The organism is Mycobacterium sp., assembly GCF_040509115.1.
Classification (GTDB): domain Bacteria; phylum Actinomycetota; class Actinomycetes; order Mycobacteriales; family Mycobacteriaceae; genus Mycobacterium.
Genome location: NZ_JBEVLO010000242.1, coordinates 1 through 24,233 on the forward strand (window position 1 = coordinate 1; position 24,233 = coordinate 24,233).

17 protein-coding genes and 1 pseudogene are annotated in these 24,233 nt (G+C 63.4%); 11 read left to right on the top strand and 7 right to left on the bottom strand.

Annotated elements, in window-relative coordinates:
* The 3 genes and pseudogenes from ABW137_RS16675 to ABW137_RS16685 form a co-directional block, all read left to right on the top strand.
* Window positions 1–257: pseudogene (locus tag ABW137_RS16675) on the top strand (glucose-1-phosphate thymidylyltransferase); the annotation flags it as partial.
* A gap of 232 nt (window positions 258–489) precedes the next feature.
* Window positions 490–1,608, top strand: a complete 1,119-nt coding sequence (locus ABW137_RS16680; protein ID WP_526401899.1) for a glycosyltransferase — start codon at window positions 490–492, stop codon at window positions 1,606–1,608.
* Entirely contained in the window at window positions 1,608–3,017 is a 1,410-nt protein-coding gene (locus tag ABW137_RS16685) for an O-antigen ligase family protein (protein WP_526401901.1), read from the top strand. Before ABW137_RS16680 ends, ABW137_RS16685 begins: the two co-directional genes overlap by 1 nt.
* Window positions 3,018–3,081: 64 nt before the next feature.
* Here the strand turns inward: ABW137_RS16685 and ABW137_RS16690 are convergent, their stop codons facing one another.
* From ABW137_RS16690 to ABW137_RS16700, 3 genes are all read right to left on the bottom strand, one after another.
* Window positions 3,082–4,353 (bottom strand): lipopolysaccharide biosynthesis protein, encoded by a 1,272-nt coding sequence (locus ABW137_RS16690; RefSeq protein ID WP_526401903.1) that lies wholly within the window; start codon window positions 4,351–4,353, stop codon window positions 3,082–3,084.
* Window positions 4,354–4,476: 123 nt separating this feature from the next.
* Window positions 4,477–5,613: a polysaccharide pyruvyl transferase family protein gene (locus ABW137_RS16695; RefSeq protein ID WP_526401905.1), complete on the bottom strand. Its 1,137-nt coding sequence runs from the start codon at window positions 5,611–5,613 to the stop codon at window positions 4,477–4,479.
* Between the two features lie 10 nt (window positions 5,614–5,623).
* Window positions 5,624–6,718 (bottom strand): nitroreductase family protein, encoded by a 1,095-nt coding sequence (locus ABW137_RS16700; protein ID WP_526401907.1) that lies wholly within the window; start codon window positions 6,716–6,718, stop codon window positions 5,624–5,626.
* Between the two features lie 654 nt (window positions 6,719–7,372).
* Between ABW137_RS16700 and ABW137_RS16705 the strand changes: the two genes are divergently transcribed.
* On the top strand, window positions 7,373–9,019 hold the full coding sequence (locus ABW137_RS16705) for a hypothetical protein (protein WP_526401909.1): 1,647 nt from the start codon (window positions 7,373–7,375) through the stop codon (window positions 9,017–9,019).
* Between the two features lie 154 nt (window positions 9,020–9,173).
* On the opposite strand, the gene ABW137_RS16710 is transcribed toward ABW137_RS16705, so the two are convergent.
* Complete coding sequence (locus ABW137_RS16710; RefSeq protein WP_526401911.1) at window positions 9,174–9,980, bottom strand: methyltransferase domain-containing protein; 807 nt, start codon at window positions 9,978–9,980, stop codon at window positions 9,174–9,176.
* A 439-nt stretch (window positions 9,981–10,419) separates the two neighbouring features.
* On the opposite strand from ABW137_RS16710, the gene ABW137_RS16715 reads away from it, so the two are divergent.
* The 4 genes from ABW137_RS16715 (at window position 10,420) to ABW137_RS16730 (ending at window position 16,568) form a co-directional block, all read left to right on the top strand.
* Entirely contained in the window at window positions 10,420–11,523 is a 1,104-nt protein-coding gene (locus ABW137_RS16715) for a DUF1972 domain-containing protein (protein ID WP_526401913.1), read from the top strand.
* A 565-nt stretch (window positions 11,524–12,088) separates the two neighbouring features.
* Window positions 12,089–14,404: a UDP-glucuronate decarboxylase gene (locus tag ABW137_RS16720; RefSeq protein WP_526401915.1), complete on the top strand. Its 2,316-nt coding sequence runs from the start codon at window positions 12,089–12,091 to the stop codon at window positions 14,402–14,404.
* A 31-nt stretch (window positions 14,405–14,435) separates the two neighbouring features.
* Window positions 14,436–15,905 carry a sugar transferase gene (locus ABW137_RS16725; protein ID WP_526401917.1) on the top strand — a complete coding sequence of 490 codons (1,470 nt, stop codon included), beginning with the start codon at window positions 14,436–14,438 and terminating at the stop codon, window positions 15,903–15,905.
* A 141-nt stretch (window positions 15,906–16,046) separates the two neighbouring features.
* Window positions 16,047–16,568 carry an arsenate reductase/protein-tyrosine-phosphatase family protein gene (locus ABW137_RS16730; protein ID WP_526401929.1) on the top strand — a complete coding sequence of 174 codons (522 nt, stop codon included), beginning with the start codon at window positions 16,047–16,049 and terminating at the stop codon, window positions 16,566–16,568.
* A gap of 12 nt (window positions 16,569–16,580) precedes the next feature.
* On the opposite strand, the gene ABW137_RS16735 is transcribed toward ABW137_RS16730, so the two are convergent.
* Window positions 16,581–18,308, bottom strand: a complete 1,728-nt coding sequence (locus ABW137_RS16735) for a PE-PPE domain-containing protein (protein ID WP_526401919.1) — start codon at window positions 18,306–18,308, stop codon at window positions 16,581–16,583.
* Window positions 18,309–18,465: 157 nt separating this feature from the next.
* Here ABW137_RS16735 and ABW137_RS16740 point away from each other — a divergent pair, with 157 nt between their 5' ends.
* Entirely contained in the window at window positions 18,466–19,167 is a 702-nt protein-coding gene (locus tag ABW137_RS16740) for a YciI family protein (RefSeq protein ID WP_526401921.1), read from the top strand.
* A 10-nt stretch (window positions 19,168–19,177) separates the two neighbouring features.
* On the top strand, window positions 19,178–20,392 hold the full coding sequence (locus ABW137_RS16745; RefSeq protein WP_526401923.1) for an RNA polymerase sigma factor: 1,215 nt from the start codon (window positions 19,178–19,180) through the stop codon (window positions 20,390–20,392).
* A gap of 12 nt (window positions 20,393–20,404) precedes the next feature.
* On the opposite strand, the gene ABW137_RS16750 is transcribed toward ABW137_RS16745, so the two are convergent.
* Both ABW137_RS16750 and ABW137_RS16755 read right to left on the bottom strand, forming a co-directional pair.
* Entirely contained in the window at window positions 20,405–21,955 is a 1,551-nt protein-coding gene (locus ABW137_RS16750; RefSeq protein ID WP_526401925.1) for a sugar transferase, read from the bottom strand.
* Window positions 21,956–22,473: 518 nt separating this feature from the next.
* Window positions 22,474–23,064: a M15 family metallopeptidase gene (locus tag ABW137_RS16755; RefSeq protein ID WP_526401931.1), complete on the bottom strand. Its 591-nt coding sequence runs from the start codon at window positions 23,062–23,064 to the stop codon at window positions 22,474–22,476.
* A gap of 180 nt (window positions 23,065–23,244) precedes the next feature.
* On the opposite strand from ABW137_RS16755, the gene ABW137_RS16760 reads away from it, so the two are divergent.
* Entirely contained in the window at window positions 23,245–24,192 is a 948-nt protein-coding gene (locus ABW137_RS16760) for an endonuclease/exonuclease/phosphatase family protein (RefSeq protein ID WP_526401927.1), read from the top strand.
* Window positions 24,193–24,233: the final 41 nt, after the last annotated feature.

Consider the following 24,233-nt stretch of genomic DNA (forward strand, 5'->3'; position numbering starts at 1 on the left):
AGCAGGGTCGATTGCAGGTGCAGGTGCTGCCGCGGGGTACCGCCTGGCTGGACACCGGGACATTCGACCAGATGACCGACGCCGCCGAGTACGTGCGGACGATGGAACGACGTACCGGTTTGAAGATCGGGGCGCCCGAAGAAATCGCCTGGCGCCAGGGCTATCTCACCGCCGATGAGCTGCGTACGCGTGCGGTCCGGCTGGTCAAGTCGGGCTACGGCGCATATCTCCTGGACCTGCTGGACAGGGGACGCTGATGTTACCTGTGGTCGACGAGCTGGTGGGATCCGTTGCTGCCGTTGTCCATTTCACCGCGGACCCGCATGACCACAACTCATCGCGGTGCCACCACATCTCCACCACTGAGATGTACGACGAACTGGCACTTGATGATTCCGTTAGCTTTGGGACAGCGACTGGCCGTCATGGTCCTCGTCGAGCGTCATTCCAACACACCCCGAGCGTCAAATCGAACGTAAGGTATAAGGCGTGACCGACATCGCTCTCGCGTATCCGATGCATGGACAGCACAAGCTGTCCAATGAGGGTTATCGCACTCGCGACGGACACATCATCGAATGGCTCGGCCGATTCGCGTCGTCCACAAAATCGCGTGTCAACGTAATTTCGCGACCGGAGCCAGTCGTCCTCGCCCACGCTCGACGCATTCGAGGCTCGGTCGCCACCGGCACCAACCCGATCCAAACCTTGACGTGGCGAATGCCCAAATTCGACCCCAAGCATTGGTGGGTGCGCTCCGCTCGCGCGTATCCGCTGCTCGCCGCTTTCGACGGCGTACCCGCGATATCTTGGAATCCGTTCACGGCGACAGCGCCGGCCGACCGGAATCCGTTTCGCGGCGACCGCACTGTCATCTTGGATTTGTTGGACGACTGGACGGTCCACCAGGGGTTCGCATCCATTCGTCGTGAAGTCGAAGATGCGTACCACCGCGCGTTTGAGGCGAGTAACGTCATCTTCGCAAATTCGGAGGGGACACTCGCGCTGGCACACCGTTTTGGTCGTACCGACGCCGAACTCATGACAAACGGAGTCGACCCCGAGCGATTCGAAATCCCTGCGAACGCACACGGCCGCTTGACGGTGGGGTATGTGGGCAAGATTGGCCATCGCCTCGACGCTCAGCTCCTCTCAGACGTCTGCGGCGCTTTCCCCCAATTGCGCTTCGTCTTTGCCGGACCGTTCCTTGATTCCAATGACAGCTACCGAAAGCTGCTCTCGGGTTGGGAAAACGTCGAATTGCTTGGGGATGTGCATTACAAAGACGTCCCAGCGCTCATGGCGACATTTGACCTCGGTTGGGTCCCTCATGCCATCGGCGAGGGTGAGGTGGGTGGTGACGTCATCAAGACCTACGAATATCGCGCCACCGGACTGCAGGTCCTCACGACACCGGTGATTGGCGCCGGCCGCACACTGACCGAAGGCGTGCACATCGTCCCAGCTCGAGATCAAGTGGCGTGGCTGCACGAAGCGATCCGAGGCCGCGAACGACTCGAACGCATCGCACCCGACATCCCGGTTCATCTCACCTGGCGGCATAAGGCTGACTGCATCGCGCGCGCCCTCAGCGTGAGGACCGGATGATGACGGCGCCGACAACGTCGGTATCGGACACCACCTGGAAGCTCGGGTCGGCGGCTGTCATCCTCGCCTTTGCTCTGGACCCGTTGGGCAACGTGGCGGGCGCTGCCGCCCTGGTTGTCGTAATCGTTGCCTCGTTACAGGTGTTCCTGATGCGACGCAAGGACGATACGACCAATTTCCTGCTGATCGCGCTGACCGCGATCATCGTGATCATCGCTGCTCTTGAAATCCTCAATCCGAATGTTCCGAGCGTGACCGTCGGACTACTCGGATTCCGCAAGACCGCGACTTTCCTTCTCGGTCTCGCGATTGGCCTAGGTTGGCGGGGTTCCCGGATCAAAGGGTTGCGGCTTACGTGGTGGTGCATGTTCGCCACGGCATCGGTTTCGCTTGTGATTCACCTAGTCTTTCCCGCAATCGAGGAATCCATCCCGCGGAACGCAGACAAGTACACAGCATTGATTAGTGGCATGGTGCGCATGCAAGGCGTGTTAGCTGGACCATTCCACGTGTCGATGCTTGGAGTTTTCCTGGTTCTTTCCGCCTTGGCGCCCGGCATCGTAATTAAATCTCGGTGGGTGCGACTTACTGCGGCCGTGGTCGGTTCTTTGTGCGTCTACTTCGCGGAAGTACGCACCGGCCTGGTTGCGCTAGCTGTCGGTGCGCTCGTGATGATGCTGATAACCGGGTCGGCTCGCCGTTGGGTGAATCGACTCATTCTGCTGGCCGCATTCGGCATCCTTGGCGTCATCTACATTGAACCGCTCACCGAATACGCTCGACAATCCGTGGGATTCCGCCGCTTATTGGATGCCGGTCTCGACGACACCCGATTCACCGGACGCTTCACGACGTGGTCGACCAGTTTGGACATGATCGATCGCTCCCCCTTCCTCGGATCCGGATCCGGATCCGCGGGAGATACGCTGGGTCAGTACTTCGCGGCGGGTGATCGAGTCACGAGTCACAATACGTTCCTGAAATATGCGGTGGAGGGCGGGATATTTCAGGGTCTCCTGTTTGCATCGCTCTGCATCGGCCTCGCCCTCGCAGTGCGTCCCAGCAGAGACTCGACTCGCTTCGGTGCCGCTGCCGGTCTGACGTTCCTTTGCTTTGCCCTCGTCAGCGCGGCACCGGAAGCGTTGCCCATCTCGCTCGGATTGGCCATCACCGTTGGATTGTGTGCTCACGGAGCTGCGGAAACCACGGTCCCCGAGGCACCGGGATCTAGGAAGCGACGCGGTGAGCGAGAACGGCCTGGCCGCCAAGCGAGCTATTCCGCTGCCTATCGACAGGCCCAACGCGGAGCAAAATCGCAGGCACCGCCCACTCAGGCGAAGCGCTGCCTCAACGAGAACGGGCACATCACAGTCGCGGAACACGACCTGGCCCCGCCTATTTCCCGTTGACTGCAGGGTTCCCAGTTGACTGCAGGGTTTCCAGTTGACTGCGCGGCGAGGCCAACTGCTGCCGTCAACTCCGGTCCAGAAGCATGCGGTGAATGAGAAAGAAGTCGCTCTTGCGGACCATCAACGAGGAAAACGGCACCTTGAGTGCGTACAGCGATACAAGGGCAGTGACCCAGTACCCCACCGCCGAGGCGAACGCAGCCCACGAGGCGCTGCCTTCGCCGAGGCTCGCGAGCACCAATCCGGTTATCCCCGCGCCAGTCCCTAGGACCTGACAAGTGGTCATGGCTCCGCCGCGCCCCTGCCCCGCTATGCACATGCAGGCCACATAACCGAAGACGAGGCCAACCGAGCCACTTAGTCCAATCAAGACGGACGGGATCGAACCCACGAACTCCTCCCCGAAGACGAGCGGAACCGCGAACGGAACCACTGCTGCCAACAGACCCGACAGGAGCAATCCCAAGACGCTGGCTGCGCGCACCATCGGAATGACGTCGGAGTCTCCGCTAGCGGCGATCCGGAAGGCAACGGCTCCGAGCCCCTGTGCGAACGCGACGGGAATCAAACTGATTGTCACGGACACTGAGTAAAGTCCCGCAATTTGCGCCCCCATCAGAGCAACTATCAAAGCCTGGTCGAGCCGGAATGCGGCCGCCTGAGCGAGCTGGGCCCCGTAGTAGGGCAGGCTCGACTTCGCTAAGGACCCCACAGCGACGCGAGGGGGCGTGCGTCGCGGCCGGACGACGAAACCTACGACTAGAGCGTTCAAGACATTCGCTGCCGCTAACGTTCCGATTGCGAGGGCCACGGTTAGCTGGCCCGCCAGGGCCGCCCCCACGACACAAGCCGCAAAAGTGATGCTGGGGGCTAGGTTCAGCAGTGCGTATCCGAGATAGTCCCCACGTCCGAGCAAGATGTGCACGTCGCATATCCAGATGATGCTGGCCGGTGTCGAAGCAATGGCCGCAGCGAACACCACCTGCACAACGTGACCAGAGCCCGGAAGCAATAGGTGAGGAAGGGCGAATGCCAGCAGGCATGCCGGCAGCAGCGCCAGTCCGGCAATTTTTCTGATTGCCCAGGCCACGCCGCCGATGTCGCCTCCATCGGCGGCCAACCGCCTCACCCACGTGGGCAGGCCGAGCGACAGGAGCAAGGGGCAGATGAGAAGAACCGATGTCGCCGTGGCCACCAGGCCCCGTCCGTCCGGACCCAGGACTCTTGCGAGCACGGGCGCTGTCACCAGAGCAAACCCGCCAGCCGAGATTCGACACAGTGTGACGCAGAACGGTCGATTGAACTTGTGGTACGCCGACGCGAGCATGTTAGTCATCGGACATCAGCACAGGTGTCGGGAATGCCGCCAAGCACGACGGCGGCCTGAATCGCGTCGCCATCCTGCGGCCGGCGCCGAGATCTCGCCGACACACCCGTCGTCATGAATGAAGGGTGCGTGTCAATTGAGTAGGTCCTTTTCGATTTCCTCCCACATGGTCAGCGAACTCCGTCGGTATGCGTCGCCACAGCGTTCGAGCTCGACTCTGGCAGCGCCGTCGAAGTTCTCGAGTTCCTCGACATGCTTCGCAACCTCGGCGGACGATAGCTTCGCGAATGGATCCAGGAGTCTCCGCTCCTGATGAAAGTCCTCCATCAGGTGCTGGTACTTGTGACTCCATCCATGCGCGATCAATGGTGTCGCCTGCGACAGGCAGCTAACTGCAGCGTGGAAACGGCCAACGATCGCATAGGGGGACGATCCCAGCAGCGCCTTCAGCTCAACCCCGTTGAAACCCTCGATGATGCGGAGATCGCCTACCTGCTTCGCGACCTCCCGCAGCAGCTGCGTGTCCTTCCTGCCCTCGTGGGACAACCCATACACGTAGCGTCCGGCGGCGCGTGCCGCCAACACGAATTGGGCCAGATTTCTTACGTAGGTCTTTGCGTCGTCGGAACCGGGCGCCCGACCCACGATGTTGTAGTTCGGAACGATGGGGATCGCTCCGGCCAACTCGCTCCAGTCTGCGTTGCCGCCCTTGATCAAGCAGGTGAAGTCAGTAGCAGTTCGAATGGGAGTCGAGATTTGGCGCTCATTCGCCAAGGACTTGAGATACCCAAGCGACGTTGCGTCTCTGGCGTACGCGGCGCGGCCAACCGAGAGCGCAGCTGCGCAGGGGTTCGAGGTTTTCTCGAATGGCCCAAAGGCCTGCGGAAGAAAGTAAACCGGTGTCCCGAGCTCGCCGAATTTCTGCAGCAGGTCGGCTCTGCCGCCCACGAATTGTTTCCAGGAGTCGGAATAGAAGAATCCAGAAGCGTCGAAGACGGCATCGATGTCGCGGTAGTCCACCGCTCCACCCTTCGCCCAGATAGTCCTCGAGATCGTGCTATGAGGCATTCTGGAGGACGTTGGGAGCATCGTGAGAGCGCCGACGCGACGCCTTTGCAACGGGTTCCCAACCTTGAAGCCGAGCACCGGGGTGCCTGCGAAACGCTGCTTGATCTCGTTGATCGCGGCCACCATCATCAGATAGGCACCTTGATTCCTGAAATCGGTGCCAATGATGAGGATGTTGCGCCGACCCTCGTTGTGATCCACTCTGGCTGCCCTAGATTCTGCCGAACGCACGGATTTCATCAAGGCTGCCCTTCGCCGAAAACGGGACCAGTCGTTCAGCGTCGGCATATCCGTATGCGATCAACATGATGACGCGCTCCGTATCTGCCAAGCCCAGTAACCGGCGCATGCGCGCATCTCTTTCTGGGATATCAGGCCAATTGATCATGCATGAAGCGACGCCTTGGACTTCCAGGCCGAGCACGAACGCCATCGCGGCGAGCGATGAGTCGATGTAAATGAGATGACGATCCCGCTCGTGGAAGAAGGCCGAAAGATCGCCGACGAGGACGACGATGGCCGGAATCTGGTGCGCATACCCTCCGGTACCCATCGCGCATTCTGCGACTTCTTGGACCCCCGAGTCGGAGTCGATGATCTCGAATCGGTAGGGAGCGCGGTTGCATGCCGTTGGCGACTCCCTTGCGATCTCCATCGCTCGATCGACCACGGATCGATCGACCTTCTTGTCCTCGTACCACCTCACAGACCTCCTGCCGATCGCAAGTCTGCGAAGGGAATCGATGTCGATCCCCGAGCCCTCGACGTCGATGGCGTGGCGATGCGGTCCTGCGAGCTCGTCGCCGTTGTTCGGGGCAACGAAGCACCGTGCGAATGTCGACTCGGCGGACCGGATGCTCGGCGACGTGGACTGGCGGGTCACCTCGAAGTAGGACGTCAAGACGCCGAGCACCCACTGCCGTTCGGCATCGCTCACCAGGGGGGCGCTTTCACCGTAGACACGGACCGCCGCCGCCACGGTCACCCCTATGTAATCTCCACCAAACTCGGAGCGTCGAGGCCACATGATGAGCCCCTTCTCAAGGCGGTGAATATTGCGGCGTAGCAGGAAGCGATGGTGCCCCCTCGCCTGGTCGGCGCGATACTGCTTGATGCCGCTCCGAACGGCGAGCTGCTCCCTGCGCAGCCCGCTACTCGCCAGGACGGGCCTGGGTACTCGCAACCAAATCCGACGAAAAGTGCCAGGAAAGTCCACCGCCAAGGAACGCAATACGCGCAGCACACCGACCTTGCCCGATGACTCGTATGCGCCTGCGCTGAACGTCTGGTCCCCGATTGGCGACACGGCGACATTTTCGACAGGCTCGCCGTTCTGTGTGGGGGACGCGTCAAATTCTGCATCTGCACCCATTACTTGCCCTTGTTGAAGCCGAGACCTCATATTCCCCCTCCACTTCTTATGCAGCCGAAATTATTGCCGCCCGTCATTTGATCGGGCGGACAGTGGCATCGACAGGCAGCTTCCCGAGCTCACTCTGAGACTTGGCGCGCATGCTCCATCCTTGGTTGGCGAAGACGCATTTGGATATGCTTTCGCAGTTGCGGCACGCCTGTAGCGTCATAGTATCGCCATTCGCTCACCGATGAGCTGATGAGCCGAAGAGTCTGGGCGGAGCATCGATGCTCGACAACGACCAAAACCGCATCCTGCGCGTGCCAGCGGGGGTGAATCGTCGATGCGTGGAGGAGCGATTGAAATTCGCCCGGCGGGTGCCGCGAGGTCGCAGTCGACACCCCGCAATATTTGCTAGTTGTCGGTGTCGCGGTGACTTTGTTCGTAGCGGCGAAATTGAACCCGCAGCCTTCCCGTTCCAATTATCGGGTGGCCGTGGCGGACCGACCGATGAGCCCACGACGAAGTAGGCTTTTGAGGTACCTGACGCTCATTGCGATGGGAGTCTTTCCCAGGGTGCCTCAAGATGTTTAAGGAGACCTGTTCATGGCGCCGATGAGCCGTCGGGCAATCTTGAGCCTTCTTGCTGGGACTGGTGCGGCAGCGGAGATTTCTTTTCTCGCGGGCTGCGCTGACAGTGGCGACGAACGCGACGTCGACGAGATTGGACAGGGGGCGACCCGGGACGACATGACACAGAACCCATACGACTTTGGTGCCATCGGGGATGGCAAAAATGACGACACCGCAGCATTGCAAGGCGCCGTAGACGCGGCAGTGGCCCAGGGTCGGGGCGCGGTAGAACTGACTCGAGGACGCTTCTTCATCCCTGGACACCTCGAGATCGAGCAACCGGGAGTCAGCCTCGTGAGTCGCGGGGGTGCGGTGGTCGGCGGCGGTGAGGTGCGCATCGGCCCCTCCACCTATGACACGAACGCCAATGGCATTGATTTTTCCGGTGACTCGATAAGCGGAGTCGTCTTTGACCACGGCGACGACTACGGCACCACACGTTGCCTCGTTCTGCGCAACGTCCGCGGGCTCGATGTTTCGCGAAATCTGTTCCGTTCCGCAGGCAAGGGAATTGCCGTTGAGGCCGCTGATGGAAATGACAAAGTCCACACGACGGCCATGCTGCGGGTGTCTGACAACCGCTTCGCTAAATTGGTCTTCGGAATCTACGCCGATACCAAGAAATGGGATGTCCTCTCCGACTGGCACGTCACCGACAATTACTTCAATTACTGTTCGGATAGTTCGGTGTGGATCGCCTGCACGGATGGCGAGAACCCTGGCGGCGTGGATGGTTTGAATTTTTCCGGGAATACCGTCTTCTCGATGAACCATAACGCGCGCCGGGCCCCCCTCTTCGCCCACAAGCGATACAACCTGCGCGTTGGACAGTCCAATTGGCTGCGGATCATCAACAACAACTTCTTCGAAGCGGGATTGTCAGCCGTATATCTTGACACCCCACATAATTTCACCTTCGTCGGCAATCACGTGGCGTGGCCAGGACAGCGGGAGCTGGGGGATGCGCTTGAGATTCACAACGGTCGGCCCACGGGCATCATCGAAGGCAACACGTTTGCATCGTGGACACGGGCGGCGATCGGATTTTACGATCTGAAGGATTTGACCCGTATAGAAGTCGGCCAAAACGCCTTGCATTGGACCGCATCACCGGATTCGTGGACCGGCACGGGACCACTCCCCGGTTATCGCGTTTTTGCGTCGACGGGCGGTTCCGGATACCCGGTCATCCGTGATTTTCAGGTGACCGGCGCCTATGACGACATAAAGGGCGGCTCGCACCAGCAGTCTCGCGACATCAAGACACCCAAGGGGGGCGTAACCGGAGCATTCCGCGGTGGCCTTTCGGTTTCTGAGACCGTCACGGTGTTCCGTGTGTCCGATATCGCGGATACCGATAACTTCGGTGGGCTGATATCCATGACGGTGACGGGCACCGGGGATGACTCTCTGATTGCGACCTATCTGCTGTTCGTGTCGTCGCAAGGGTCGGTGTGCAGCGTGATCGCGTCTGGCGGGCTCACGGAGGGAGTAGCCGCCGAACACCCCAGTTTCACCTGGGCACTGGCAGGCACTGACTTGCAAGCAACTCCGGTCGGCGCGACGAATGGCACCTACGACTTCGACGCGGTGGGCCTCGGAGCGGCTGCGCCGAGCTGACGTGGCTGTGCGCTCAACACCCTTGGCGTGGCGGTGCCGGGGTGAGACTGGTTGCAGCGCCAACTGACTGGTCCACGATAAACCACCGACTGACTCGCTGGGCCGTGACAACTAGGACGCAATCGGCATGGGCGAAATGCGCCGGTCGCCGATACTAGCGCTTAGTGCAGAGGAAGATCTTCTCCTCTATGTCGACCCCGATTCGCATGGCGGAGACTTCAGCCGGAGTCAGAAAGTCCTGGGGCTCGACTACCTCGACGGCGAAACCGGCGTCGCGCAATCTATCCCCGAAGTCAGGGCCGTACCGACGGACATGATCCTCCTGCCCGAATAGCCGAAGGCGCTCCTGCGGGTCGGTAACCGACGGATCCCCGTAAGTCGTCTCGGCCGTGATCGGCACCAGCAAAACGGCCCACCCGGTCGGCTTCAAGACGCGATGAAACTCCGTCATCGCCTTGATGTCGTCGTCGACGTGTTCGAGCACGTGGCTGCAGTAGACGACATCAAACGAATCGTCTTCGTACTGAATGTCCGTGATGTCCATCTTTACCATTGCGCGCGGATTGAATAGGTCGGCAGTCAGATAGCCGGAGCCAATCCGCTTGCGCAGCAGCTTCTCGAACTGACGCTCGGGTGCGACATGCAGTACACGCTTCTCTTGGCCGTCGAAGAGGTTCGTCCTTCGCTCGAAGTACGACCACGTCATCCGGTGCCGCTCAAGCGCACCGCAATGGATGCAGCACGCTTCCTCACGAGGGGGCACGCCGTACGGTACGAACCGTTTGGCGGACTTCTCGCAAACGGGACAGTATCGGCCCTCTCCCCGATAACGCGCGAAGCGCACGAAGTTCCGGGCGGAGCGGACACCCTCTTCGAGAGGTGAAGGTATCGCCCCGATAAGTGTCTGCCGCGCAACCGCCAAGTGACTCATGTTCTCCCCGTGGTCCTCAATGTCATTCACGGCTCCCGTTTCCGAACCGGCGGAACGCTCGCACAACCCTTCTGGTCTACGCGGTAGTCGAGCGGTTGGAACCATGTTCGAGCGGAATGCAATCCGGCTGTCTCGCCAATGCCAGACAGTACCGTCACGACGATAGCACCGCGGAACCGTCGACCACATGGGGAAGACCGCATGATCGGCCCCGGGGCGAACAACATTTCCGCCAACGTATTTGGCACCAACGGCTCGCCCGACGATGGACGCCGCCGCGCAATGGACAAATCCGGCCGCGTCGGGCGTGACCCGCGACGTGGGCGGCGCGCGACACCCAAGTGCAAATGAAAAGGGGCCAGCTGCGTCGGCTACAGATACGCTTCGGGGCGACCCTTCCGAGTTGTCGCACGGTGGAAAATGAGAATGACCACCAGATAAACCGGGGCCCAAGAAGATTGGAGATCTGGTGCCATCAGTTGCTGTAATTGGAACACGCGGTTACCCCAGCTACTACTCGGGCTTCGAGACAGCGGTCCGCAAGCTCGTGCCCTATTTGGCTGATGCGGGTTGGGATGTCACCGTGTACGGCCGCCCCGGTGCCACGCGGCCAGACGACCCGGACTTGGACGCGCGAATCGTGTCACGAGTGACTCGCGGACTGGAAACCAAGAGCGCAAGCACGCTCTCGTACGGGTTCACCTCAACCCTTGATGCCGCAGCACGCCGTCCGGACGTCGCTCTCGTCATGAACGTCGCGAATGGGTACTACCTCCCGATTCTCAAAGCCCGCGGCATCCCCACCCTGGTCAATGTCGACGGGATCGAGTGGGAGCGAGCCAAGTGGGGAACGGTCGCCAAACGCGTCTTTCGAACCGGAGCAGCGTGTACGGCACGCTGGGCCACCGATCTCGTGTTCGATGCGCGCGGAATCGAGAACTATTGGGAACAGACGTTCGGCGCGAAGGGAAGATTCATTTCCTACGGTGGCGACGTACCCCCTCCGCTGGACGTCCCTGAGGGGCTTGGTCATCGCGGATATGTGCTGATGGTCGCCAGGTTCGTCCCCGAGAACAGCATTGCCGAATTCTTCGAGGCGGTGCCCGCGATCGCTGCTCGCTACCCCGTGGTGATCGTGGGGAGCTCGGGGTATGGCGGCGAGTTGGACGACGCGGCACGCAGCCTTGCAGCCCACCACGCGTCCGTCTCTTGGCTGGGCCATCTGAGCAACGACACTCTGCTGCACGCCCTTTGGCAGCACGCCGGCGTGTACTTCCACGGCCACAGCGTTGGGGGCACGAACCCATCACTCGTGCAGGCCATGGCTGCCGGCGCACCCGTTCTGGCCCGAGACACCATCTACACCCGCGAGGTGCTGGGGCCTGCAGGCAAGTTCGTAGCCGCTGAACCGAATGCGATCGCGCAGGCCATATTCGACATGATGGACAACCCAACCAAACTCGACGAGGTTGCCCGCTCCAATGTGCAGCGAGCCGAAGAGCACTATTCCTGGTCACAGGTGTGCAGCGACTACGAGGCCGCACTTCGTGCACTTATCCGCGGTGACATCTGAAGCTCACCCGGTGAGTTAAATCCTGGAAACAAACCTTGAACATTCGGCACCAAAATCGGGATTGTCACGCCTGTGAGCCGCCTGTCCAACTGATGTTCGTTGGTTGCGGGCGAAGCGTCGCGGGCGCTCGTGCTGGCGCGTACACGCATCCGTTGCTGAAACGACACACACCTGCTGACTGCATGAGCGTGTACATAGACCGTGCTGGGTGGCAGCTCCCCGACCACAGCGAATGCCCAGATTTTCACCGAGCGCCCGTGATGCAGCCGCAATCAGCACCGTTTGCTGGATATTTGCATGGTGTGGATAAATTGACGCGCAGAACAGTAGCCAAATCCGCACATAAACGGGTTGGACCACTGGTTTTGCTTGGTCCCAACAGCGCCCCATGAGCCCAAAGACTTTTCTCTAGGTCAACTAACGGACGCTAAGAGGGTTCGCTGTTGAGGTCGCCAGGTCCGTCCCATAGTGCTAGCGTCGGCCATGTGCATGTACGCATGTATCGCCGCTCGAGGGCATCGCAGATCGAGCGGCAGTTGATCTTGAGCAAGGATTTGGGGGGCATATGAAGCAGCGGGCGGTATTGACGGGCGGAGCAGGATTTGTCGGCTCGCACCTTGCGGAGCGGCTATTGGCGTTGGACATCGACGTCACCTGCATCGACAACTTCGTGACCGGGTCAGCCGACAACGTTGCGCATCTACAGGGACATGACGGATTTCGACTGTTGAAAGTCGATGTCAGTGATTTCGTCTCGATTCCCGGACCAGTCGATTACGTTTTGCATTTCGCGTCCCCGGCTTCGCCAGTCGACTATGCCGAGCTGCCCATTCAGACACTGAAGGCGGGTTCTCTCGGAACGCTGCACACGCTGGGCTTGGCCAAGGAGAAGGGCGCCCGCTATCTGCTCGCGTCGACCTCGGAGACGTACGGAGACCCGCTCGTCCACCCCCAGCCCGAAAGCTATTGGGGCAACGTCAATCCGGTCGGACCGCGGTCCTGCTACGACGAGGCGAAACGCTTCGCCGAGGCACTCACCGTCTCCTACCGTAGGAAGCACGACGTCAACACCGCGATCCTGCGGATCTTCAACACCTACGGACCCCGGATGCGACCGAGCGACGGCCGCGCGATCCCAAACTTCGTTACCCAGGCCTTGGCTGGCGATCCAATCACCGTTCAGGGCGACGGCAGCCAGACGCGATCGGTGTGCCACGTCGACGACTTGGTGGAGGGAGCATTGCAGCTGTTGTTCTCGGATCTCACTGGTCCGGTCAACATCGGCAATCCACACGAGATGACGATCTTGGAGCTTGCGGAGCTCATCCGCGAGCTGACCGAATCCGACTCTCCGATAGAGTTCATCGACCGCGCTCTCGACGATCCGTCGCAGCGTCAACCCGACATCACGTTGGCGCGCGCTGAACTGGGCTGGGAACCCAAAGTCGACGTCCGCGACGGCTTGATGGACACCATCGCATGGTTCCGCGACGGAGCCGAAGCCTCCAGAATCGTTTCGCCGCTTGGGTTTCGGACCGAGCCCGTCCAGCCACGGCACAAGGTCGCGGTCATCGGCACCGGCTACGTCGGCGCGGTCACCTCCACCAGCTTGGCGTTCCTGGGACACACCGTGTGTGGTCTAGACAGCGACTCGGCGCGCACGGGCCAGCTCAATAGCGGCCAGGCACCTTTCGTCGAACCCGGTCTGCCGGAGATACTGAAGGAGACGCTGGCGACCGGTCGGCTGCGGTTCACCGACCGTCCTGCCGAGGCCCTAACCGACGCGGACTTCGTCTTCCTGTGCGTCGGCACGCCACCAGGCCCGGACGGGTCACCCAACCTTGCGCAGCTCGAAAGCGCAATCGAGAGTTTGGCCCCCTACCTGCGGCCCGGCGCGATCATCGTCAACAAGTCGACGGTGCCGGTGGGCTCAGGAAACTGGACGCGCACGATCCTCGAGGACGCGATGGAGGGCAACCGGAAGCTGTCCTTCCACGTCGTCTCCAACCCGGAGTTCCTCCGCGAAGGCTGTGCCATCGACGACTTCCTCTACCCGGATCGGATCGTCCTGGGCGGCTCCACGGAGGACGTCGCCCGGGTGGCCGAGCTCTACCAGCCGGTGCTCGACCAGTCATTCGACGGCGGCAGGCGGGGCCTGCGGCCGACACTGATCACGACTGAGCTGGCATCCGCGGAAATGATCAAATACGCGGCGAATGCGTTTCTGGCGACCAAGATCAGTTTCGCCAACGAGATGGCCCAGATGTGCGAGCTGTTCGGCGCAGACGTCCGTCAGGTGCTGCCAGCCATCGGCGCCGACCATCGCGTCGGGAACGCCTTCCTGAATCCCGGTGTCGGGTGGGGTGGTTCGTGCTTCGGCAAGGATGTCGCCGCGCTCATCTCGTCGAGCCAGGAGTATGGCTACACACCCTCGATGCTGCAGGCGACCGTCGCGATCAACAAGACGCAAAGGGCGAGCGCGGTACGCAAGCTCCAGCGGGAGCTTCACGTCCTCAAGGGCCGCCGAATTGCGTTGCTGGGGTTGACGTTCAAGCCGGGCACGGACGATCTACGCGACGCCCCGGCGCTGGACATTGCCAAGCGACTGATAGCGGCCGGCGCCGTGGTCTCCGCGTTCGACCCGGTAGTGAAGTCGCTGCCCGACGAATTCAAGGCCATCCGATTGACTCGTGATGCCTACGAGGCAGCCGATAGAGCGGACGCCGTCGTCTTGACGACGGAGTGGCCGGAATTCCGCCTGCTCGACCCCGAAATCTTGCGGCGTGTGATGCGCGGCGACCTTGTCGTCGACGGCCGAAATTGCCTGCCAGAAACCAGTTTCGTCGGCTCCGGCCTACGGCTGGTCGGGTTCGGCTGGTAACGCCGCAGCCCTGCATCCTTAAGGAACAACGTTGAGCATTGAGACGCCGGCCAAGCAGCGGGCCACTTCGACATCCAGCAGGCACTCCGTGTCGGCGCCAGAACTCTCTCAGAACGACACCACGCGGGCGCACAAACACGGCCTCCAGCATCGGTTCTTTCTTCAGATCGCCGATGTGGTGATGCTGACCGCCTCCGCGTTCCTCGGTGCGACGACGCTCAGTCACTTCAGTGCCGAACGTGCTGGCGCCCTTGGCTTTCGGGACATCGCCCTCGCAGCAGTGGCGATGGCGATAGCACTGCACGTTCATGGACTCTATCGCCGCCCCGCTTCGCGGCTGCGGCCGAGCGAGTGGTGGCGACCCGCCGTCATCTCCCGTTGCCTGCCCACCGCTGCCCTGCTCGCGCTGGCCGCCGACGCGTTCATCCTCGGGGGAGGTGGGCGTTTGATGACCCTGACGGCTGCGGTGGCCATGACGGTGCCCGCCGTCGTCTTGGTTCCGTTCGGACGCCGGCTAGTCGTCCGGATGTTCGATCCGACGGTGAGCCGCATTCTCGTGATCGGGACGGGACCGAACTCGGATCGACTGACCTCGAGGCTGCGAAGGTGCCCCGACACGCTAGTGGTCGGGCATGTCGACGACAACGCGGCACCAGACGCCGACATCCTTGGCGCACTGGACGATCTGCCTGCCGTGTGCGCCGCCTACGACATCGACCGGGTCATCGTCGGCTTCCCGAACACCAGCGACGCCATCGTCCTCGAGGCACTGCGCCGGCTTCAGGGCCAGGTGCCGGTATCGGAGATCCCGCGATACTTCGAGCTGCACAATTGGCGCAGCGAAGCCGAGGAGCTCCACGGCCTCACGCTGATGCACTTGCCCACCGCGTCGCTGGGACCGAGCGCACAATGCATCAAGCGGCTCATCGACGTCACGCTCGCGACGTGTGCGCTGCTGGCGGCAAGTCCCGTCCTGTTGGTCATCGCGGCGGCGATCAAGATCGACACCCCGGGGCCCGTCTTCTTCCGACAGGAGCGAATCGGTCGCGCCGGCAAGCCATTTCGGATCTTCAAGTTCCGCTCCATGACTGCTGACGCGTGGCAACGGCGCGACACGGTCGCTCGACACAATGAAGTGGACGGTCCGCTGTTCAAGATGGAGAACGATCCAAGGGTCACCCGGGTCGGCGCCTTCATCCGCAAGACCAGCCTCGACGAGCTGCCTCAACTCATCAACGTGGTCCGCGGCGAGATGTCTCTGGTCGGACCGCGGCCGCTACCCACCGAAGAGTCGGATCGCATCGACGGCGCCGCACTTGCGCGCCTCGACGTCAAGCCGGGCATCACCGGGCTGTGGCAGGTGTGCGGCCGCAGCGACCTGTCCTATGCCGATCTCCAGCACCTCGACTCGGTCTACGTCCGGTCATGGTCGTTGATGTGGGATGTGCGAATCATCCTCAAGACACCGCGGGTCGTGCTAGCCCGAAGGGGCGCGTACTGAGGTTCGTGCCGTCAACGAGCACGCTCCCCGTGAGCCTCCGCTCAGGCCGCGGACGCGATCGGATTGACCGGTGCGCAACTCCTGGGCTTTGATGCTCGTGACGGGCTCGTCGGCGTAACCCGCAATCAACGAGGAGCAGCTCTGCACGTACTGTTCGTTTGCACCGGAAACATCTGTCGATCACCTACGGCGGAGCGGCTCGCCGCTGCCTACGGTGCCCGGCAGCAGATCGCGGACTTCACGGCCTCCAGCGCGGGCACCCGTGCCGTGATCGCCCATCCCATTCATCGCGATGCGGCGTTCGTCCTGGAGAGCCTGGGTGGCGAGGCATCCGACTTCGCGGCGCGACAACTGACGCCGCGCATTGCCTCGGATGCCGATCTCGTACTCACCATGACGAGGGCGCATCGCGACAGCGTGTTGGAACTTGCCCCGCATCGCCTTCACCGAACCTTTACGTTGAGCGAGGCCGCTGGGCTCGTCTCGAAACACGACGCGCGCAGCGTCGCAGACCTCGCAGCGCTACGTCCGCGTGTGCTCGCCGACGAGATGCCGGACGTGCCCGATCCCATTGGCCAGAGTCCGCAGCACTTTGCGACGGTCGGCTCGCAGATTGCCGACCTCTTGGCGCCCATCCTGGAGCTCTGCCGTCCGCACGACTGAGGCCAGAGTGCGTCAGGCTGCTGTCTTTGCCTGCTCTGCGGCGCCTGCGGCGGCATCGTCGTCGACCGGGTCGTTCCCGTCGGGGCCGGCACCGTCCTGCTTGGAGGTGCGATTGTTGGCTTCGGCGTTGTCCCTCGCCTTCTCGGCCGCCTCAGCCGCCGCCTTCTCGGCCGCGTCAGCCGCTACCTTCTCGGCCGCCTCAGCCGCCGCCTTCTCCGCGGCCGCCTTCTCCGCGGCTTCCTTCTCCGCGGCCTCCTTGGCAGCGGCTTCTTTGGCAGCCGCTTCCTTCTCCGCGGCTTCCTTCTCGGCAGCTGCGGCAACCGCCTGCGCGGCGGCCTCCTCGGCGCCGCTCTGGTCCACCGAGCTCTGATTCACGGAGTCTTGCTCGACCACGTTTTGATCCACCGGGTTCTGCTCGACGTTCGGATCGGTGTTCTGGTCGACCTCGTTGCCGACCGGATCGGCGACGGTCTCGTCCTGGTCGTCTCCGATGATCGCCTGCGTGTCACCCGGCGATGCCGCCGACATCCTGGCGAAGGTGTTCACCTCGCCGGCCTGTTGGCCTGCGACGTCGTTCGCGGTGGCCGGCGTCGGGGGCGACAAGCTGGCACCACCGATCACGCCGATCGCGTCCTGCACGCCCTGGACGATGGCCTGCACGAACTGCACGGCAAAGGTGATCGGATTGAAGGTGAACGGGTTGAACGGAAGGAGCGAAAGGGTCTGCGGGATACCAGGGTTGGTGATCCGGTCATATCCCAGGTTGACCAACAGCTTGGTCACGGGGTTGAGCAGCGCAACGAGCGGGTCGACCACCACGCTCAACCCAGTCTGCTTCCCGATCCCGATCAGCGGCTGGAAGATCGGCAGCGGACCCCTCTGCGGGATCAGCACGAACGTCGCGTCCTGGTAGGTCTGCCGATTGTTGTCGTCGTTGATGGCCGCCGCCAGGCTGATGTCGTCATATCCGTACGGCATCGTCGTATCCGGCGTGGTGTCGTCGTCCGGCACCAGGTAGTAGCCGTGTACGTACTCGAACGCGGCTATCGCATTCAACATGGCGAACGCGTTGCCCCAGTAGCTCGGAGCGTCACCGACGGCGTCGTACTCGAAGGAGTAGTTGACGCTCTTGATGCCGATGTCGGTCGGCAGGTTTGGCCCGAAGCTGATGTCCAGCCCGGGGATCGTCGGGAGGAAGCCCAGCCGCGAGAAGAGTCCGCGTGGGTTGTTGACGTTGCCGATGGTGACGACCGTGATGTGGTCCTTCACGGCTTGGTCGAGGCCTGCGAGGTTGTACATCTCGCGGGACACGACGGCGCCGCCCTGGGAGTAGCCGAAGATGATCACGTCCTCGGTGTTGGCAGGGCTCTTGAACGGGGTCACCGCGCCGTCGAGGTTCGTCACGCCCGTGTTCACGGAGGCGTTCCACGTATCGCACGACAGTCCCGGGCACCAGCCGTCGAAGATCACGAACGGGAAGAACTCGGCGGGATAGTCGACGCCGGCGATCTCGCACCCGTCTCCCGACGTACAGGCAGTGCCGGCCGGGTTGATGTACCGATCGGCGGCGTGGTCTCGGTACGGGGTGTTGGTGAGAACGTCGTGCGTCCCGGTGCCGGGCACGATCAATGCCGTCGTACCGAACGCGAGAGCGGCGGAGAATGCGGCCCCGATGACGAGCCCCATCACGGCGATGAGGGAGCCGACCGCGAACAGAAGCGCCTTTGCTGTCTTACGCATCCGTAAACGATCACACGAGGCGAATCACCGCGATCAAGGATCGGCGAGACGTCTTGGAGGATTTTTCTCGCAGTGCTGTCGGATCCGGGCGGTGCCATTCGTCGGACGGGTAGAGAGTGGAACACAGGGTTCTGCTCATCAACTCGGAGGTATCCCGATGCACTACTTCGCACTGCTGCTCGGTCCTGAGCCGACCGGCGAACCCGACGCCGAAACGGCCGCCGCGATCATGACCGCCTACCGGAACTTCCACGCCGCGGCGGGGCAGGCGATCCGAGCCGGCGACGCGCTGGCCCCGGCGGTTGAGGGCGCCAAGATCACCGGCGGACCTTCGGCCCCGGTGGTCACCTACGGCCCGTTCGCCGAGGGTGCCGAGGTCGCGGGCGGCTACTACGTTCTGGAAGCCGAGAATTTGGACGACGCATTGGAATTGGCGCGCCAGATCCCCGCGTGCGCGGCTGGGGGCGTCGAACTCTGGCCGATGGCCGAGCCGGCGACGCCAGTGCCGCTGGAGGGAACGAATTGGCTTGCGCTGCTGCTTGAACCCGCGGACCGGCCGGTGACGCCGGGCAGCCCGCAGTGGGAGGAAGGCGTCGGCAGGCACGTGGAGTTCGGCAAGGTCGCCGGCAACCGCATCAGGGGCGGCGCGGGACTACATCCACCGTCGACGGCGACGACGGTGCGGGTGCGCGACGGCAAGGCGTCGTTCACGGACGGCCCGTACGTCGAGGGCGCCGAGGTGGCCAACGGCTACTACATCCTGCGGGCCGACGACCGAGACGAGGCGGTCGAGCTCGCGTCGCTGATCCCCGCCACGTCGGTCGAGGTACGCCAGTTGGCCGGGATCTCGGGACTGTAGCTCTCCCTCGATGCCCACCCTGGACGGTGTCTACCGGCGCGAATGGGGACCTGCCGTGGCGGCGCTCGCGCGCTGGTCCGGGGACTTGTCCGTGGCCGAGGACGCCGTCCAGGAGGCGTTCGCCGAGGCTTTGCGGGCGTGGCCACGCGACGGCGTGCCCGCCAACCCGGGTGGCTGGATCGTGACAGTCGCCCGCAATCGGGCGCTGGACCGATTTCGCCGCGAATCGACCCGTCCGGGAAGGGAACTCGCTGCTGTGACGGATCAGAGCCGGGCCCGAATGGACGACGAACCGCTGCAGCCGGTGCGCGATGACGAGCTTCGGATGATGTTCACCTGCGCTCATCCCGCGCTGGACGGTTCGTCGCAACTGGCCCTGACACTCCGGTTGATCTCGGGGCTGACCGTTGCCGAGATCGCGCGGGCGCTGATGCAGCCCGAGGCGACCGTCGGTCAGCGGATAACGCGGGCCAAGGACAAGATCCGCACCGCGAACATTCCGCTGCGCGTCCCGGCAGCCGAGTTGCTGACCGAACGCGTTCCGCACGTGCTGGGGTGCATCTACTCGGTGTTCACCGAGGGGTATTGGTCGACGGCGGGCCCCTCGGCGATCCGGGACGAGCTGTGCGACGAGGGGGTGCGGCTGGCCGGGGAGATGTGCGCTCTGATGCCCCGAGAGCGTGATGCGGACGCGCTGGCGGCGCTGGTGCTCCTGCACGATTCGCGGCGGAGAACCCGGGTGGACGACGGTGGCGCGCTGGTGCCGCTCGACGAACAGGACCGCAGCCGTTGGGACCGCGGGCGCATTACCCGCGGTCTCGAGCGGTTGCGGCGCGCCGAGGGCGCGACGGGTGCGTACCTCCCGCAAGCCGTCATCGCCGCGGTGCACGCGACCACGTCGTCGTGGGACAAGACGGACTGGACGACGATCTGCGCCGCGTACGACCGGCTCGTCGCGCTCACCGATTCCCCGGTGGCACGCGCCAACCGGGCGCTGGCGGTGGGGTTCCGGGACGGGTTTGGCGCCGGATTGGCGGCATTGGACCAGGTCTCCGACGACCCCCGGTTGGCGCGGTCGGCCACCACCGCAGCCATCCGGGCCGACCTGCTACGCCGCGCAGGCCGACCGGCCGAGGCAGCCCAGTGGTATCGGATCGCGCTGGAGCACAACGGCTCCGAGCCGGCGAAGGCGTTCCTGCGGAGACGGCTGGTCGAGGTCGGTTGACCGCTCGAGGGCCTAGTACGCGCCGCTACGGCGAAGGACCGCCGCGATGGTCCGCGCGATGATCAGCGCGTCGGCGATCATCGACCAATTGTCGACGTAGGCAAGGTCCAACCGGACGGACTCTTCCCAACTGAGATCAGACCGCCCACTGACCTGCCAGAGCCCGGTGATCCCCGGCTTGACGAGCAGTCTGCGCGACACGTCGACGTCGTACGCGTCGACCTCGCGCCGCAGCGGAGGACGAGGACCGACGACACTCATCTCGCCGCGGAGCACGTTGATGAACTGGGGAATCTCGTCAATGCTGAAGCGTCGCAGCACCCGACCGACCGCGGTGACTCGCGGATCGTCGCGAATCTTGAAAAGGAGCCCGTCGCTCTCGTTGGCGCCCTGCAGGCTCGACAGGAGCTTGTCCGCATCGCGAACCATCGTGCGGAACTTGAGCATCGAGAATGGTCGGCCCTGGATGCCGATCCGCTCGGCGCGGTAGAACGCGGGGCCCCGGCTGGTCAGCCTGACGGCCAGGGCCGCAGTCACGAACAGGGGCATGCTGAGGCTCAGCGCGGTCAGCGCGAAGCAGATGTCGAACAGCCGCTTCTGAAACTTCTTGGCACCTTCGTACTGCGGCTTCTCGATGTGCAGCACCGGCAAACCCGCACCGGCGCTGGGACGCATCACCAGTCGCGACAAGGCGACGTCCATGACTCCGGTCGACGCCATCAAGTCGATGCCCATGGGTTCGAGATCCCAGATGAGTCGACGAATTCCCTTGACGCCGAAGTGTTCCGTGCCTGCGATCGCCACCGTGTCCGCGTTGCACTCCCTGATCGCGTGGAGGACGTGCCGCTCGTCACCGAGAATCGGCACCCGACGGCCACCGATCTCCACGTTCTCGCCGCGGGACGGGCCGTAACCCGGGATGCTCACCCCTGCGATGGAATAGCCACTGACGCCGCCTCGGGTGAGCTCCCGAGCGAACGTCGTCGCGGCGCCTCTCTCCCCCACGATCAGAACACTGGTGCGGTAGCCGCCCCGTGCTCGCTCGCGCATGACATAGCGGCGCCAGGCGGCTCGGGTCACCAGCAGTCCGGCGATCCCGACCGGCAGGCCGATCGCGAGGTAGCCACGGGCGATCTCCATCTTCAGGAGAAGCGCCGCGATGGCGATCGTGCCGAACGTCATGAACGACGCCGCCACGACGCGCCGGTACTCTTCGGCACCGCTACCCATCAGCCTCGGCGAGCGCGTGCGCATTGCGGACAGGGCAATCAGCCAGATGACGACGAACACGGCCGAGAAGATGGAGATGTAGTACTGGAACTTGCCAGTGGGGTCATCGGTCTGGCCGAATCGCACGATCTGACCGAGCAGCACCGCCCCGGCCACGACGAGCGTGTCGGTGATCCGCAGATTCCGGGCCCATCGCCGCTGCCATTCGATGCGGTCGGTAACCGAGACCGGTCGCACCGCCGCCTCGGCCAGCAGTTCGTCGGGGCTATCCAACGAGGGGTCGAGTCCGGTGACGTCGATACGCTCGACCAGGTCCGGCTTAGTTGGTGACATGGCTGCCGTTCACCCCGGTGGAGCGAAACCAGCGAACTTGCCACGGCCGAGTCAACATTGCTGCGCGTCCCTCAATCTTCACGATTCCCCTCCGACCACGCCGTGCCGCATCTCGAATCATCGACACGAGACGCCCATCGCTGCGTCAATGCAGCGCCCAAGCTTTAAATCCCCCACCGAAACGGTAGCGGCTAATGCCGCATCGGGGAATCGGGGATTCCCCTAACGCTTCCGGTACGCACACCCTAGCGGTCGCGAATCAGCAACGCACGTTCAGACCGAAAGATGCAGTTCAGCGCGGTGGGCAATGACGTCCGGCAAGGATTCGTCAGGCGCGTGTGACCAACTGCACACCGGCGGCGCGAGAAAAATCAGCCTCTCGGAGGCGAATCGGCGCCTCTAATGTGTTTGCCAGCAGCTACTCGGCTGGTATGACGACCACGACCGCCCGCCGACGGGACGGCGCGAATGCGCGTCTGCATGGGCCCGAGATTGCCAACACACCGCCCCGCGCGAATTCAGCTCACCTGGACGTCGAGATACGGGCGGGGCTCCTTTGCCCCTGGGCCGTCGAAGTGCCACCATTCTCCCGGGTAGACCGTCAGCCCGCCCTCAGTCATCGCGTCCCTGAGCCGGGCCCGGTTGGCCTGCTGCTCGGGAGTGACCCCACTGGTGGCGAATGCCAGACTGCGTGGCGAAAACTCGTCGAAATCGGTGCCCATGTCCAGGCCCGCAATCGTCACGTCCACCGAGCGCCCTGCCTCGTGGCTGCGCGCGAAGGCCGACGGACGCGCCACCCAGTTCGGGTTCGGCACTGCGTCGAACATCCTGACTTGCACGTCATGCGGGCGGTAGCAGTCCCAGAACACCAGCGTATTGCCCTGTGCCCGAAGTGTTCTCGCCGCCTCGGCAAGGCCATCGGCGAGCGCTTCGTGCACTAGGCAACGCGCACCCGCCGGGTACAGCGGCACTCCCACGAAGTTGTTGGCCGTCGCGTAGCGTAGGTCGACGATGGCGTCGGGGACGACGGTGCGGACGTCCACCAGACCTGCTGCACTCGCCTGAGGTGATACCGGCGGGGGTGGTTCAGCCGATGCGTGACCCGCCATGTCGAGCGTGAGGCACGCCGCACCAAGGAGGACGACCGTCCATTTGAAGCAGGCTGTCAACCCACACATCGCCGATCACCTCAATCCACGCGCCGCGCTCGTCAAGACCCCAGGTAAGAGTAGAGGGATGAATCGGTGGCCTCGACCCGAACGGCCCCGCCGGTGAGTGGGGCTCGTTCCATGATCAGCACGGTCGCAGGCGTGGCGCTAGTCATCCTCGCCGTCGGCGCGCTCGTGTTCCGATACGTGCCGATCCCCGGTCATCTGACCATGGTCGCGGTGATCGCCTCGCCCTTTCTGATGCTGGCCGCGCCGATCGCGATCATCGCGTCGTGGTGGGGCAGGCACTGGGGTCTGGCTGCCGTCGCAAGCGGTCTCACCATCGTGCTGATCGTCGTCCAGCTGCCGTCCTATCTGAGCGCGGCACCGCCCCCGGCATCGGTTGCGGTCCGCGTGATGTCCATGAACATGCTGTACGGCCGCGCCGACGCCGACGCGGTCACCCGGGAAGCGGGCCACAACGCCGACGTGCTCATGGTGCAGGAGCTCACATCGGCCGCTGCTCGCCGTCTGGCGACCTCCGGACTGGAGGCGACCTTCCCCCACCAGATTCTCGACCCGCGGCCCGGAGCGGAGGGCATGGGCGTCTACAGCCGCTATCCCCTCAACGACGCCAAGAAGGTCCCCGGTTTCAAGTTGGCCTTGCTCACCGCGGAGGTCGCCGTGCCGGGCGTCGCCGGCGCCCTATCGGTGGCCTCCATCCACCTGGCGGCGCCGTGGCCCAAGCCAATCGAGGGCTGGCGGGCGGATCTGGCCGCCTTCCCACGACTGCTCGCAGACCTCGCGGCACAGGCGGGCGACGGATCCGTCATCGTTGCAGGCGATTTCAACTCGACGATCGACATGCGCCCGTTCCGCCAATTGCTGACGAACGGTTACCGGGACGCCGCCGAGCAGGCCGGCGACGGACGCAACCTCACCTTCCCCGCGAACCGTCGATTCCCCGCCGTGATCGGCATCGACCACGTCCTCACCCGAAATGCCACCGCGGTGTCGACGTCGACGACCGAGATCCCCCGCTCGGATCACCGGGCCCTGTTCGCCACGGTGATGGTGCCGACGAACTGACTGCCCAACAGACGCAAGGAGCCCCGAGCGCGGCTGCGCTC

Coding starts and splice junctions, on each gene's coding strand:
- ABW137_RS16755 (WP_526401931.1), bottom strand. CDS start 23,064: ATGGCGGGTCACGCATCGGCTGAACCACCCCCGCCGGTATCACCTCAG.
- ABW137_RS16690 (WP_526401903.1), bottom strand. CDS start 4,353: ATGACTAACATGCTCGCGTCGGCGTACCACAAGTTCAATCGACCGTTC.
- ABW137_RS16760 (WP_526401927.1), top strand. CDS start 23,245: ATGATCAGCACGGTCGCAGGCGTGGCGCTAGTCATCCTCGCCGTCGGC.
- ABW137_RS16750 (WP_526401925.1), bottom strand. CDS start 21,955: ATGTCACCAACTAAGCCGGACCTGGTCGAGCGTATCGACGTCACCGGA.
- ABW137_RS16705 (WP_526401909.1), top strand. CDS start 7,373: ATGGCGCCGATGAGCCGTCGGGCAATCTTGAGCCTTCTTGCTGGGACT.
- ABW137_RS16745 (WP_526401923.1), top strand. CDS start 19,178: ATGCCCACCCTGGACGGTGTCTACCGGCGCGAATGGGGACCTGCCGTG.
- ABW137_RS16720 (WP_526401915.1), top strand. CDS start 12,089: ATGAAGCAGCGGGCGGTATTGACGGGCGGAGCAGGATTTGTCGGCTCG.
- ABW137_RS16740 (WP_526401921.1), top strand. CDS start 18,466: ATGCACTACTTCGCACTGCTGCTCGGTCCTGAGCCGACCGGCGAACCC.
- ABW137_RS16685 (WP_526401901.1), top strand. CDS start 1,608: ATGACGGCGCCGACAACGTCGGTATCGGACACCACCTGGAAGCTCGGG.
- ABW137_RS16735 (WP_526401919.1), bottom strand. CDS start 18,308: ATGCGTAAGACAGCAAAGGCGCTTCTGTTCGCGGTCGGCTCCCTCATC.